The organism is Spirosoma pulveris (genome assembly GCF_054781875.1).
On record NZ_BAAGTO010000001.1, the window covers coordinates 686,371 to 700,928 of the forward strand.

The 14,558-nt window shown below is 49.0% G+C and carries 8 protein-coding genes; 6 read left to right on the plus strand and 2 right to left on the minus strand.

The window, feature by feature from the left end:
• Window positions 1-86 precede the first annotated feature (86 nt).
• From ACYVJM_RS02810 to ACYVJM_RS02820, 3 genes are all read left to right on the plus strand, one after another.
• Window positions 87-833 carry a DUF5958 family protein gene (locus tag ACYVJM_RS02810; protein ID WP_461146682.1) on the plus strand — a complete coding sequence of 249 codons (747 nt, stop codon included), beginning with the start codon at window positions 87-89 and terminating at the stop codon, window positions 831-833.
• 82 nt (window positions 834-915) lie between these two features.
• Entirely contained in the window at window positions 916-2,304 is a 1,389-nt protein-coding gene (locus tag ACYVJM_RS02815; RefSeq protein ID WP_461146683.1) for an autotransporter outer membrane beta-barrel domain-containing protein, read from the plus strand.
• A gap of 34 nt (window positions 2,305-2,338) precedes the next feature.
• On the plus strand, window positions 2,339-3,385 hold the full coding sequence (locus tag ACYVJM_RS02820) for a vWA domain-containing protein (protein WP_461146684.1): 1,047 nt from the start codon (window positions 2,339-2,341) through the stop codon (window positions 3,383-3,385).
• A gap of 92 nt (window positions 3,386-3,477) precedes the next feature.
• Here the strand turns inward: ACYVJM_RS02820 and ACYVJM_RS02825 are convergent, their stop codons facing one another.
• Both ACYVJM_RS02825 and ACYVJM_RS02830 read right to left on the minus strand, forming a co-directional pair.
• A complete protein-coding gene (locus ACYVJM_RS02825) occupies window positions 3,478-4,779 on the minus strand; it encodes an amidohydrolase family protein (protein WP_461146685.1) in 1,302 nt (433 codons plus the stop codon).
• A 23-nt stretch (window positions 4,780-4,802) separates the two neighbouring features.
• Window positions 4,803-7,865: an amidohydrolase family protein gene (locus tag ACYVJM_RS02830; protein ID WP_461146686.1), complete on the minus strand. Its 3,063-nt coding sequence runs from the start codon at window positions 7,863-7,865 to the stop codon at window positions 4,803-4,805.
• A 163-nt stretch (window positions 7,866-8,028) separates the two neighbouring features.
• On the opposite strand from ACYVJM_RS02830, the gene ACYVJM_RS02835 reads away from it, so the two are divergent.
• The 3 genes from ACYVJM_RS02835 (at window position 8,029) to ACYVJM_RS02845 (ending at window position 14,262) form a co-directional block, all read left to right on the plus strand.
• Entirely contained in the window at window positions 8,029-8,775 is a 747-nt protein-coding gene (locus tag ACYVJM_RS02835; RefSeq protein WP_461146687.1) for a hypothetical protein, read from the plus strand.
• Window positions 8,776-9,227: 452 nt separating this feature from the next.
• Complete coding sequence (locus tag ACYVJM_RS02840) at window positions 9,228-12,485, plus strand: SusC/RagA family TonB-linked outer membrane protein (protein WP_461146688.1); 3,258 nt, start codon at window positions 9,228-9,230, stop codon at window positions 12,483-12,485.
• A gap of 94 nt (window positions 12,486-12,579) precedes the next feature.
• Entirely contained in the window at window positions 12,580-14,262 is a 1,683-nt protein-coding gene (locus ACYVJM_RS02845) for a RagB/SusD family nutrient uptake outer membrane protein (protein ID WP_461146689.1), read from the plus strand.
• Window positions 14,263-14,558: the final 296 nt, after the last annotated feature.

Sequence of the window (14,558 nt, forward strand, 5' to 3'; positions counted from 1 at the left end):
CTTATTGGGCAAAATCATGTATATAGTTCTCAATTTTTGTTAACTTTTCACAGCAATTCGTCAATGGGTTATATTTCAACTTACGGATGAGCTTAGATGAAGAAATAGCGATCTATCAATTCGGGCAAGGGATTATCTCACACGAAGTGCGGGTAGATCATTTTATGCCACTAACGACTGATGAGAAAAAATTCTCCTTTTATGCACTATATAAGCTGATCCGGCAGCTAAATCCACTGGATGCCGATGTTGAGGCAGCCCTTGCTGAAAGCCCGTTAGATACTAGTTACAAGCCCGGTTTTAGCCTCAAATCACGCTGGCTTAACTTGACAAGCTTAGTGCAGTTAGAGGCAGAAAACAATTATGTATTCCTGTTATATTTATTCAAAGCGGCCTATCAGCGACAGTATAAGGTAAACAAGGAAAATCCTGCGACATGGCGGTATCAGGATTTATCTGACCCGAAAATCGTACAAAACATACTGCTGACGCACCAAAACCTAATCGAGACAATTTATTCGGACCCAAGCTATCGAAGCGAGTTTTTGAGTTTAGCCAAACTTTGGCATGATCAAAATAACTTCCAGGATATGAATACGCCGAAAAACGCGCCCGAGCGTGCGAATCACTATATGAATTACGATGACCTCGTGACGGCGTATCTAAATTTGTCTCCGCTAAAAAATATGCGCTCGATCGGGGTACTGCATCACGCAATGAAAAAAGCATTATCGATACAGTATAAAGTAAACATACAACAAGTAGAACGACTAATTACCGAAATAACCGAAATGCATTTACGAGAAAAATACAATACAACTTCAAACCAATAAAAGCAGCTGTCGAACTTTGCAATGGCCAGGCGTACATCGGTAGGCCTGTTGCGCAGTTAATACCCATTATATCCGTAACTCTATGCGTCTGTACATGTACCTATTCTTCTGTCTTGCCAGCAGTACGCTGGCTTTCGCTCAGGACAGGATCATAACGAAAGAAAACGACAAAATTCCCGGGAAGATCACCACGACATCCAGCCACCTCATTCGTTTCTTCAACCGGTTTACCAACCAGCCCGACTCAATAGCAACCGGGCTTGTCCAGGAAATTCGATACAATGATGATTCGCTGCGGGTTCTGGTGATTCCGGAAGTAAGCCGAAATCAGTTTTCGAGCCTCTCCTCATCCGAATTTATGGAGGCTATTTATTTCACAGATTACGCGCTATTACTGCAAACGAAAACTGTCCGGAACGATCTGTCCTTTGCTCCGGGATCGACGGCTAAGACCGCCCGGCTTACAACCGATTCAAAAACAAAACTAGCTGTCTGGGCCGCTTCATTTAAAGTACATCCCGAACTATCCTTTACCATTACGCTGTATTGGGACCCGGCAGGTACCAGTCAGCTCACAGCCGAAAGTCGTGCCAATGCGCTTCGTAGTTTTTTGCTTTCCAGAGGAGTCCTTCCGGCTAACCTGACCGTTCATGCGCGCAGAAAACCAGAACTTTTAGGGGGTAAGGCTTCCGTTGCACAGGGGGTTGAATTCAGGTGTAATGCGGTGAAAGGCATATCCGTTCTCTACGCGGCCCCCTATACACCTGCCCAGCAGCCAGTAGCTCTCCGTCCTGCCCCTCCTCAAGTTGTTCAGACACAGGCGCCTGTGCCTGTTGCGGTCACACCAGCCGCGCCCGTTCAACAAACGTACAAGCCCAGTGAGTCAATTCAATTATTGCCAAGAACGCAAAAACGGTATAGTATCACGGCTTATTTTGAGGGTTTGTATACCTTCCAGCCACTCTCAGCGGATTGGGTTGATCCAAACACGGGACCGGGTAATCTTCAGGGGTTTGGCGGAGGCTTGTTTTACACCTATTACCTGAAACCTCGCCTTGGCTTAACGGCGCAGATCGGCTATTCCTCATGGGCTGTCCGCAGGCGCTACCTAAATGAAAAAGAGGTCGTTATGTTCACCAACGATCAGGTGTTAAGCCGCTTTTCGGCTCAGGTAGGTGTCCGTCTCTATGCTACGTCTTCAGTCTATATTCAGCCGATGGTGGGTGTACAACAACTAACGCTGGTAAGTGAGAATTCGGCAACGCATCCCTATGGCGTTAACAGGCTGAAATTCGATTCGTTTTTGGAGAGTGCCGGGGTGTCCGTGGGGTATAAGGTTAGACGGCAAAGTTTATTATTTGACGTAGCCGCCCAGTACTATTTAGTCCCCAATAAGGCATTTGTTGGGGTTACACAGCCACTCCATTTTTTTGGTCTTCGTTTAGGGATCGGTTACAGGCCAGAAAATTAATAGCTCATTGTCAACGCTTCAGCATTACCTGCACATGAAAAATAATTCCATCCTCCGTACTTGTTCATTAACTTTTTCATTAAAACGGTCATTGTATTCCGTATCGATTCTGCTCACTTGCGTATTTGGTCTTGGCATCAGCAGTTGTCGCCGTATCATTGACCTCCCTGTAGCGAGTCTGAATGCCAAGCCATCGGCGGCTGCTACGGCCAGTATATCGACGAGCCCCGCAGGTCTCGATAAGATCACCTTTTCCGTCGATGTGTTCGTCGTTGATAAAAACGGACGACTCATTACGGGTCTGAAACCGGAAAATTTTAAAATCATCAATAGCGTCGTTAATTCGTATCAGCTCATTGATGTGACAACATCTGATTTGATCTCTAAATCGGGGGGATATTCGGCCATGCTGCTCCTCGACCAGACGGGGAGTATTAGCACAACGGATCCAAATAATCTGCGGATTGAAGCCAGTAAAATCTTTTTAAATAATCTCGGTGCCAATGATTATACGGCCATGATGAGCTTTACGTCCAGTTACTCAGGATTTGTCAAGCTACACAGCGGGTTTAGTAAACAGACAGATGGGATGAAAAAAACGTTGGATACGCTGGCGCTGAACGTAAGTGGCGGAACTCCTCTCTATACCTCATCGATCCAGTCCGTTACTTATACAGCTCAAAAGGGCCCAACATCCAATAAAGCCGTTATCGTGTTCACCGATGGAGAGAACAATGTAACAACCAATACACTGGACGATGCAACGGCGAAAGCCATACAGCTAAAAATTCCACTTTTTACGGTTGGTCTGAGCACCGACGTAAATGTTAATGTGCTTGCTCAAATGGCGAACGAAACCAGTGGCGCTTTTTTCTATGCGAAAGATGCCGGTCAGCTGATTTCAACGTTTGGCACCTTGGGAAACCTGCTTCAGGGAAAGGGCCAAATTTACCGAACAACCTGGTCTGTTACGAAGACAGGTAGTAAATGGGCAGCCGGTCAGATAATAGCAACAACAATCTACGTAACCCTCTTCGACGGGACGGTTATCGAAGTGCCCTTCTGGCTGAAAGTCAAGTAAGTTCATTGCTACGAAAAATGGATGACCAGTACTGGTCATCCATTTTTCGTTTATAGGACATCTGTCGGGTCATTTAACTCCCAAACCAAACCTTACTTCTGCTCGTATTTGTCTTTATACGTCTTGTAAAGGCGTTTATGCCGGTCATCAAGGTTTACTTTCCGGCCCTGAATGAAAACATGCTCGATCACGTTCGTACGCATATCGAGTGCATCGCCAGCCGAGACAAACAGGGTAGCCTGCTTTCCTTTTTCAAGGGTACCAACCAGGGCATCGATACCCAGAATTTTGGCCGTGTTTGACGTAACCATTTTTAGCGCTTCTTCGCGGTCGGTAACGCCAAATCCGGCGGCCGTACCAGCCAGAAACGGCAGGTTGCGTGTACGCCACCACTCGTCGGCATAACTTAAACTGACCAGAATACCGGCTTTGTGTAAAATACCCGGCATACGGTAAGGCAAATCCACATCTTCATCTTCACGATTCGGTAGCCGGTGGAGACCGCTCAGGATAACGGGTACATTGTTATCTTTCAAAAACGAGACAACCCGATTGGCTTCCTCACCCCCTACAATAACGACCTTCTGAACTCCCGCCGATTTGGCAAAAGTTACTGCTTCGATAATGTCCTTGCCATAATCGGCCCGGATGTAGAGGTTCTGTTTTCCCGAAAACAAGTCGCGCATGGCTTCCAGCTTGAGGTTCATGACAGCGGGAGGTGGCGAGGCCGCGTAGGCTTTTGCATCGGCGAAGGTTGCCTGCAAAACATCAATAGCCGGTCCGCGCTTATCGTTTTTCTTGATGACAGTCGTAAAGTCCTCAAAGTTGAAATCACGGGCAAAGTAGGTAGGCCAGTTGAGCCAGATGCCATCGTCTTTCTTCAGAGCGGCATCTTCCCAGTTCCAGCCGTCGGCCATCATAACACTCGAACTTCCGGAAACCGTACCGCCCTGGGGCATGGCCTGTGTAACCAACACCCCATTGTTCCGGATGGTAGGGATGATTTCCGAATCCGTATTGTAGGCAATCAACGCCCGGATGTTCGGGTTCAGGATACCGATTTCCTGCTTATCGACGGTAGCCCGGACTGCGCCGGTTTCCTGCAAACCTACCGTCGACGCCGGAGAGATGATGCCGGGATATACGTGCTTACCCGACGCGTCGATGACCTCCACATCGGTCAGATTCAGCTTGACAAGGGTACCATCGACCACATTTGTGATCACCCCGTTGCTGAACAGCACAATACCATTGGGAATTACCTGCCCGGTGCCTACGTGCACCGTACCACCCATGAGGGCAATCGTTTTGGTCTGCGTTTTGGCTGGGGCTGGATTCTGTCCATAGCTCAGGAACGAGGCCAGCGTAAATATAGAAACTAAGATTTTTTTCATGATTGTTTGTTCTAACCGTCAGCTTATTTACCCTCTTCTCCTTCGGCCATTACGCCTTCAACATCTTCGCAATGCCACATCCGGGCCCTTCGGGGGGTAGGCCGGGTGGTCGATGCGCCGGTCGCTTTCGCTGTCAGCATCTTCTGGATAATCCGAGCCCGTTCGGCCTGCATTTGCTCCCGTTTCTGATCTTCATCTTTCAGACTAAAATAAACGGCCCCGTCGATCATCGTAATTTCCGGACGGGCGTAAATAGCCAGCGGGTTAGCGTTCCAGAGTACCAGATCGGCATCTTTACCCGCTTTAACACTGCCCAGTTTACCATCCAGATGAAGGAGTTTAGCGGGATTGAGGGTTACCATTTTCCAGGCATCTTCTTCGCTCAGTCCGCCGTATTCTACTGTCTTGGCCGCTTCCTGATTCAGGCGACGGGCCATTTCGGCATCATCGGAATTGATCGATACCGTAACGCCCTGCCGGTGCATCAGAGCGGCATTGTACGGGATAGCATCGTGCACCTCCATTTTGTAGGCCCACCAGTCGGCAAAAGACGACCCACCGGCGCCATGTTTCGCCATTTTATCGGCCAGTTTGTAACCTTCGAGAATGTGCGTGAACGTGTTAACCTTAAAATGCAGCGAATCCGCCACCTTGAGCAGCATATTGATTTCCGACTGCACATACGAGTGACAGGTGATGAAGCGCTTATTAGCCAGAATTTCGGCAAGGGCATCAAGTTCAATGTCCCGGCGGGGCATCATTGCCGTTGCCTTTTCCTTCGCATTCAGCTTGTTGTAAGCTGCCCAGCCCGCTGCATATTCCTTGGCGCGGGTGAAATGGTCCATAAATACTTGCTCCACACCCATCCGCGATTGCGGGAAACGGGTCAGGACGCCGGGATTTGGGTAGTTGGCCTGCTTGACGTTCTCGCCGAGGGCAAACTTAATGAATCCGTCCGCCCCTTTGATGAGCATGTTCTCCGGCGATTCGCCCCACTTCAGTTTCACAATAGCCGACTGCCCGCCAATGGCGTTAGCTGAGCCGTGCAGCAGTTGCGAGGTGGTAACGCCACCCGCCAGTTGCCGATAGATATTGACGTCTTCCGGATTGATTACATCCGACATACGCACCTCTGCCGAACTCGACTGCCCACCTTCGTTAATGGACAGCAGGGCAATATGCGAATGTTCGTCGATGATGCCGTTAGTCAGGTGCTTACCGGTTCCATCAACCACCTTAACATTGGCCGGAGCCGTTAGGCTTTTTCCAATTTTAGCGATTTTACCATCGGTGATCAACACGTCCGTACCGGCCAGAATCCCTTCCTTTTCATTGGTCCAGACCGTTGCATTGCGAATCAGCACCGCTTCGGCTTGGGGTTTCTGCGTATTTCCCATACCCACAAACGGATAAAGAATAGCACTTACCGCTGTAGTCGATGTGGCTGTAGCGCTGGTGGCAGAGGTCGATGCGGCCGTTGATGATCGTGGGGTATCCACCGCTTTTACTGCCGACCAGGCAATCGGTTTACCATCCGGCGATTCGCCATCTCCTTTCAGATTTGTGGGTGAAGTCCGGTAGCCCGTCAGGCGAATGGTACCGGGTTTCCGCTTATCGAGTTGTATCTGCATCGAAATCAGATCACCACTTACCGAAACTTTGGGAGTAACTTTAACCGTATCGACCTGAATTTGGTAGTCGGGCTTATCAGCAGACTTGCCTGTAATGTTCAGTTTAAGATTCGATTGGGAGCCCATTGTCAGGTTCCAGGTTCCGCGCAGATCTACCAGATCTTTGTTGTTCACCAGGTACTGTTTGCCCAGCATCCAGTTTTCGTAGATGATATTATCCGCACTGAACAGGTTGCCTGAGGTGATAATGAAGTTCGCCAGCCGCCCTTTCTGTAAAGTGCCCACCAGATCGTCGGCGCGGATTAGTTTGGCCGGTACGGTTGTCAGGGCTTCGAGGGCTTTTTGTTCGGGCAGGCCATTTTCGATGGCTTTCCGCAGGTTTGCCCAGAAATCGGCTTTGTTCCGAAGTCCCGCTGTTGTCAGCGCAAACGGAATATTGGCAGCGGCCAGTCGTCCGGTGTTCATGGGTGCCATTTCCCAGTGTTTTAATTCGGCGAGCGACACGTTGTCCGCATCCCAGGCATCTTCCACATCGTATGGCTGGGGGTAATTCAACGGAACAATGAGCGACGCCCCCGTGGCTTTCACTTCGTCGAGCCGCTGGTATTCATCGCCCGTACTACGGATGATGTACTGAATACCGAACTCGTCACCTATTTTATCAGCGCGAACGATGCCCAGTTTGTCATTGGCCTCAAAAATAGCGGGTAAAGAGCGATTACGAGTCAGCGCATCGAGCGACAAGTTAGCCTGTTCTTTACTACCGGACCGCTTGTACCAATCGGCATCATACATCGCCTGACGCAGCAGAGCAACGACGCCCATCATGGAGTTTGGGTACTGCTGACCGGAGGTGCCTTTGCTGAAGGAGTAATGCGCTGTTGCACTGGGTTTCAGCACGAGCGTGTTCTCCCGGTCATCGGCCAGGGCGACCAGCGCGCCGGTACCACGGGCAATACCATCGTGCAGATGGGTGAGTACGGCACCAAAGCCCAGTTTCCGCAGCTCATCGGCTTTCACAGCATTGGCTTTGAAGAGTACACTGGCTTCGTTTTCGGGCTGGATAGCCTGATTCCAGTAATAGGCTCCTTTCTTGTTCGACTCATACTGGGGTACGCCACCACGTCCACCACCGGCACCACGGGTAATTTCCGGCATCCCGTAATCGGAATCAATGTCGATCAGGGCGGGGTAGATACGCTTTCCTTTTAAATCGGTGGTTACGGTTCCGGCGGGTATATTCACCGATGCGCCCACGGCCTCAACACGCCCATTACGGATAAGCAGCGTCGCGTTTTGAAGGGTAGTTTGTGGATCAACAACGATGGTTGCATTAGTAAAGGCATACATACCCGGTCGTTCATCATAGACACCATTTCGCGGAAAGGTCGTCTGTGCCACAGCCGAGTACGTCAGACCAGCCGCAAAAACTGCTGCCAGAAAATGTTTTGTCATGAACTTGTTTGGTTAGCTGATGTTTGGGGTTAACGCCCAAAAATACGAAAATCAACTGTGCCTTTTGCCACTTTTCCCAAATAATATTTTGTATCTTAGTTGTTACTTACGGTCTTTTTAGATGAAAAAACTGTACTTTAGCTAAAACAGATATTCATTCACCATGCGATTTATTTTTATCTCCCTGAGCCTGCTGCTTCTCAATTTACCAGTCTTTTCGCAAGAGCAGACGGAATACATGACCCAGACCACCCGAGATCGGATCAACTTTGCCAATCTGAATATCAACAACAACGCAACACTTTTTACAATTAAAGGTCCTGCCGGAACATTGATTGGAACCCCCTATCTGGACACAACCTGGCAGGCGGGTAATGTAAAATTTTACAACAAAATAGGCATGTCCCTCACTACCGACTCCCTCGCCGGCGTACCGGTCCGACTCGACTTACTGGCCAACGAAGTTGATGTACGGGCAGGCGCAACCGGCATTAAAGCGGTCAAGGCAAGTGCCGTTCGCTACGTTGACATGAACAATACGTATGGCTCTGTCAGCCGGTTTATCAACGTGCAGGAATTTCAATCGGAAGGCCAGTCGCTTACCGGTTTTTTTGAGCAGGTAGTCGCGGGGAAGTTAAGTCTGCTTATGCACCCTTCCGTTCATATTCAGAAAGGCAATTATAATGTGGCGATGAATGTAGGTAGTAAAGATGATCAACTACTAAAAAAAATGGATTGGTACGTGGCCCGTGGTAAACTGGCAGTTAAATTTTCGCCTGGCAAGAAAGCGATCCTTGAACTCATGGCCGATAGGAAAGACCAAATCGACGCCTTTCTGAAAAACAAAAAGCCTGATTTAAGAACCAGAGATGGGCTGTCCAGCACGTTTGCCTACTACAACAGTTTGTAAACCGACTTAACTAAGTCATGTTGAGCCAATAGCAAGCAAGCAGCACATATTTGCCGTCTTCAACGTATTTCATCTTGGTTCAGCTCACGTTTTTTTTAACGAAACTAAAATAATTATCTAACGGCCACATAACTAATTTTTTCACCAATTTTTGTATACTTATAAATTAAGTAATTCAGTAAATACTTAGCCCTTATTACTCTTTTTGCTCGTGATAAAAGCCGATAAATACTCCCCTGTATTTATCGGCTTTTTTACTATTAAATGTAAGTTAATTGTATGATCAATTACAGAATATAATTTTAATTATTCAAAATACTATTCCGCAATTACCATTCAATTCAAAATAAGAGTTTAACTAATTACCCAATCTCAAACTATTTTTTATGAATCGTGAGCCAATTAGTTTTAGGTGAAAGAGACGTTCTTTTTTAACCTAACACTAATTGTTTATGAGAAAAATTATAGGTCTGAGCTTGCTCTTGATCGGCGTACTCAGCATGACTGCCTGGGCGCAGGATCGACGAGTTATTGGAAAAGTTACCTCCGCAGAAGACGGCTCCCCCCTACCCGGCGTTTCGGTCGTACTGAAAGGCACCACAAAAGGAACGTCGACCGATGCAGGGGGGATCTTCGACATTTCGGTTCCGTCGGCCAAAGGCACTACGCTTGTCTTTAGCTTCGTTGGTGTAGCCAGTCAGGAAATCCCTATTGGCAACCAGTCCGAATTGAACGTCAGTATGGTATCCGACTCCCGTTTACTCACCGAAGTGGTCGTTACGGGTAGCGGGGTTGCTACCAGCAAAGCCAAGCTGGGGATTGCGGTAGAAAGTGTTTCAGCTAAAGACCTACCCCAGACGCCCACCGCTTCGATCGACCAGGCGTTGGTTGGTAAAATACCCGGAGCCCAGATATCTTCTACCAGCGGCAACCCCGGCGATCCGGTCAATATTCTCCTCCGGGGTATCAACAGCGTGCAGGGGGGTACCAAACCCCTTATTATGGTTGATGGTGTTCAGGTAGCCTCCACCGACATCAACTCGCTCGATCTGAGCAACGTCGACCGGGTAGAAGTTGTGCAGGGAGCCGCATCGGCCTCTATTTACGGCGCTCAGGGAGCCAATGGCGTTATTCAGGTCTTCACCAAAAAAGGTAAAAAAGGCCGGACGGCAATCAATTTTTCGACCAGCTATTCAGCAAATGAATTTCTGAACACCGGCAACGTACATAAAGCTCAATTGCACCCGTACCTGACCGATGGCAATAATAATATTGTCGATACACAGGGAAACATATTGGACTATACACAATATGGTGCAATTGAGGGGATTTCCTATCAGTACGGTGGGGCCACTCGCTACGCCATTCAGGATATCCGAAACGTAGCCGACAAACCGTATAATGCCAACCTGAAATACTACGATCACTTCAAACAGGTATTCCAAACCGGTAGTACGACGAACAATACGATCAATATTTCGGGGGCTTCGGAAAAAAGTGATTTCAATATTGCTGCCGCGAACAACCATACAACATCACCGATTCTGACGAAACAGAACGGCGCTATTGACCGCAGTAACCTGTCGGCCAATGTCGGCACGGAGTTGTTCAGAGGATTTACCATTCGTTCCACAACCCAGTTGGTATACACCAAAAATACCCTTAAGCCCGGGCTGGGCGCGAGTTATGGCCCGCTGAATGGTGGTAATGGTCAGGTTGGCTCGGTCTATTCGTTTTTGAATACCTCGCCCTTCTTCGACCTGACCCGCAAACTGGCCGATGGCACCTACCCGGTTTACCCAACAGCGGACTTTCTAAGTGTCAATGCAGGTAATCCCTATTACCAGGCTACTTATACGGACGCCATCAATAACAAGATCGACGTTCTTCAGAACTTCAACGCCAATTATAAGGTCAATAAGTTTCTGGAGCTCGATGCCAAATACGGCATTAATTACCGAAACGAAACCGCCCGCTGGACGTACTTTAACCAATCGCAGAATACAAGCTCTGAGTATTACCAGTCGTGGTCAAGCAACTATGCCCCGGACAATAAAGGTGAAATTGACAACTTCCAGTACAACAACACCTTTCAGAACTTCCTGGGTACGGCCTTTATCCGTACGGATTTTCAGGACGACTTTCATTCGAAGTTACCCATTCAGACCAGCACCCAGATTTCTTTCGATTACCGTAAGAATAAGTCGAATCGGTACGATACCTATGGTTTAAGCCTGAGTACGGCTCCACCCTATAATGTGGCGGCTACGTCGTCGCAGGCAGTGGCGTACGATATTGTTACGCCGTTCATCACTTATGGCTATCTGGTGAATCAGAAAATAGATTTCGGTGATTACGGCGGCATAACGGCCGGTTTCCGTAGCGACTGGTCGTCGGCATTTGGGGGCGGGTCTACCCCGTTTACGTTCCCGCACTTCGATGCACACGTGGCTCCGTTAACGTTCTTTAAGAACAGCGGCCTTAACAATACCCTGCCTTACTTCAAACTGCGGGCGGCATACGGCGAAGCGGGTATTCAGCCGGGTGCGTTTGACCGCTACCCCGTATTGAGCCAGCGTAACCTGGGCACGGGACTGGTGTACACCGTGCCAACAACTACACAGAATCCGAACCTGAAAGTAGAAGTTTCGAAGGAATTTGAGGTGGGTACCGACTTTACTCTGGGCGGGAATGCCGGGCGGTCGTGGTTAAACTCGCTTTCCGGGTCGTTCACGTACTGGAAACGCTCCAGTGAAAATGTAATCTATACGGTAAGTATCCCCCCTTCTCTGGGATCGACGGGGCAGCTGACGAACGCCATTAACATGTCGTCCAATGGGGTTCAGTTCTCGTTAACCTTGCCCGTATACAATTCGAAGGGGTTGAAGTGGGATTTCACCACCAACTTCGGCCACCAGATTTCCATGATCGATGCCATTTCGGGGGGTGCCGACATCATCCTGACCTCAAATGCCGGAAGTACTGCACTGGTGCTAACGGCGGGGCAACCCATTGGTCAAGTCTACGGGTACAAAACCCTCACGAGTCTGGACTTCACCAACCAGGAAGGAGTTAAGTATATAACCGATGCCAACCGGGCCAATTACACCATGGTTGGCAAATACGTTGTGGACAAGACGACCTATCAGCCCCAGTTCACCAACGAAACCTACCCGCTGATGAACCCGAACCCGAAATTCAACGCATCGTTCATCAATGGGTTGAGCTTTAAAAATTTCCTGACCCTGAACGTCCAGTTCGATTGGGTATACGGCAGCCATTTATACAACCAGACGAAAGAATGGATGTACCGCGACGGCATCAGCGGTGATTTCAGTAACCCCATAACCATCGACGGCAAAACGGGGGCGTTTACGGCCTATTACGCCGGTGCCTATTATGGTCTGTGGGGAAGCACCCGGGGTGCGGGCAACAACGCGACGAAAGACTTTTTTGTAGAAGATGCCTCGTTTGTTCGCTTACGCAACATCTCCCTGGCCTTCGATCTGGCGAAAGTGGTTCAGCTACCGTACTTCAACAGAGCGCAGATCGTGTTCACGGGCCGCAACCTGCTCACATTCACGAAATACACCGGCTATGACCCGGAGATCAGCTCAGGAACGTCGAACTCCTCATTCGACCGGGGCGTCGATCATAGTACTCTGCCTAACATTAAATCGTACCAGGTAGGTCTGAATATCGGCTTTTAAGTTCTGACGTCGTACGGCAAAATGTACAATTCGTTTGCCGGCCTAGTCAACTGCGGATAAGTCTCTTACCACTTACAACTCAATTTTGCACAAGATGAAACTCTTCCATAAAAATAGATTTCTTACAACGGCCTGTTTAACGGTAGCACTCCTGAGTGGAGTATCCTGCAAGGAGCAGTTGGATGTTGGCAACCCAAACGCACCAACCACGGCGGCCAACGTCAACACCGAAGCGGGTATTATCTCGTTTGCTCAGGGGGGTGTCTATGTCAATGGTTTTTACAACGGGGACGACTGGCTGGGGAACAGCTATTTCTCGTTGCCCTGGGGCTATAGCGAACTGATGGCCGATAACCTCGGGGCCGATGCGTCCAACAACCAGATCACCACCATCGGCGTACCCGATTATATTATTCTGGATGACGGAACAAAGGTGTCAAATCCGTCTCCGCAGGTGGGCATCATCCGGTCGTATAATACACGGGCGGCTACTGGAGCGGGCAACAACCCGCTTTATTACCAGTGGCTGAATATGTATGCGCTTAACAATGCCTGCAACCAAACGCTGGATCTGGTAGGCACCATTCCGTTTGCGGGTGATGCGGCCAGCCGCTCCAATACGATAAAAGCTTGGGCTTACTGGTGGAAAGGCTATGCGTATGCCTCCATCGGTTCCATGTATTACGCGGGCCTGATTGAGGACAAGGCGGGCGTAACCAATAGTGACTACGTGCTACACGATGCCATTATCAACCAATCAAATACGTATTATAACCTGGCCGCAACTACCCTGACCGCAATCACCAGCAACAGCGATTATCAGGAAGTGATTTCGCAGCTGATTCCGGCGTTCACACAGGTGGGCAACGGGGGCGTTCCCACAATCGATATGTGGAAGCGAAACATCAACACGATGCTGGCCCGTAACATTCTGGTCAATAAACTGGCTCCGTTTGTGAATGGCAATCCGGCAGCCACCATTACTAAATCCTCGACGACAGCCATGACCCCGGCCGACTGGAACAGCGTCCTCACCCTGGCTACTGCCGGAATCAAACAGGGCGATGTTGTCTTTACCGGCCGTAGTACGCCCTCAAACTTTTTCTTCTCGGCTTCGGGCGGAACAACAGCCGCACTGACAACGGGGGTAAATACGTCGACTACCTTCAAGATCAGTGAGCGCTTCATTCAATCCTTCAATGCGGGCGACAAACGACTGTCCAACAACTTCAATACCAACACGACTTATAAGAACAATTATACCTTCACAACCCGGTATAGTTTGACTGCCAATGGGAACGGCATGCCCGGCGTATACGTCTACGGCACCAAAGATGTGGGGGCTTACGAACTTTACATTGCAGGTAGTTATGAAGAAAACCAGTTAATGCTGGCCGAAGCCAACATTCGCCTTGGTAACATCGAAACTGGCTTGGGCTCTATCGATGCGGTCAGAACGTACCAGGGTGCAGGGGTAGCAGCCGTGAAAGGAACCGGCTTAACACTGCCCGGAGCCCTAACCGAACTGACAAAAGAAAGACGCGTTGCCCTGTTCGGGCGCGGGCTGGGCTATTATGATAACCGACGCTGGGGCTGGACGTACGACATCTCCGTGGGCGGTGGCAGCTACGGCAATACGCTGGTGACCACGGCGGGAGTAATTAACAAAAAGGTTACGATTAATTACAACTTCATGGACTACTGGGATGTACCCGCCGATGAAGCCGTATTAAACCCAACGACCTCAACCGTGGCAACGCAAAACCCGAATTACTAAGTTTTAAAACGGTGTAGGGATTTTCAATAAAAAGCGCCCCTGAGAATTAATTCTTAGGGGCGCTTTTTATTGAAAATATGCCTTCCTGAACACAAGTCACTAGCTGGAAGAGCCGGGCGAGTTACCAAATGCTACTACCTGAACCCATTTTTATACGGGTAATCCTTATATTAGCCTGTACGTTTTGTGTAACGTATATTAGCGAAGGACATACAAACCTGTCTGATTTTAAATTAACCACGCTTCAATCAACCCTTTTTACACATTTCAGTGCATCAGGATGTTCCTATTCTAAA

Coding starts and splice junctions, on each gene's coding strand:
- ACYVJM_RS02845 (WP_461146689.1), top strand. CDS start 12,580: ATGAAACTCTTCCATAAAAATAGATTTCTTACAACGGCCTGTTTAACG.
- ACYVJM_RS02815 (WP_461146683.1), top strand. CDS start 916: ATGCGTCTGTACATGTACCTATTCTTCTGTCTTGCCAGCAGTACGCTG.
- ACYVJM_RS02820 (WP_461146684.1), top strand. CDS start 2,339: ATGAAAAATAATTCCATCCTCCGTACTTGTTCATTAACTTTTTCATTA.
- ACYVJM_RS02825 (WP_461146685.1), bottom strand. CDS start 4,779: ATGAAAAAAATCTTAGTTTCTATATTTACGCTGGCCTCGTTCCTGAGC.
- ACYVJM_RS02830 (WP_461146686.1), bottom strand. CDS start 7,865: ATGACAAAACATTTTCTGGCAGCAGTTTTTGCGGCTGGTCTGACGTAC.
- ACYVJM_RS02810 (WP_461146682.1), top strand. CDS start 87: ATGAGCTTAGATGAAGAAATAGCGATCTATCAATTCGGGCAAGGGATT.
- ACYVJM_RS02840 (WP_461146688.1), top strand. CDS start 9,228: ATGAGAAAAATTATAGGTCTGAGCTTGCTCTTGATCGGCGTACTCAGC.
- ACYVJM_RS02835 (WP_461146687.1), top strand. CDS start 8,029: ATGCGATTTATTTTTATCTCCCTGAGCCTGCTGCTTCTCAATTTACCA.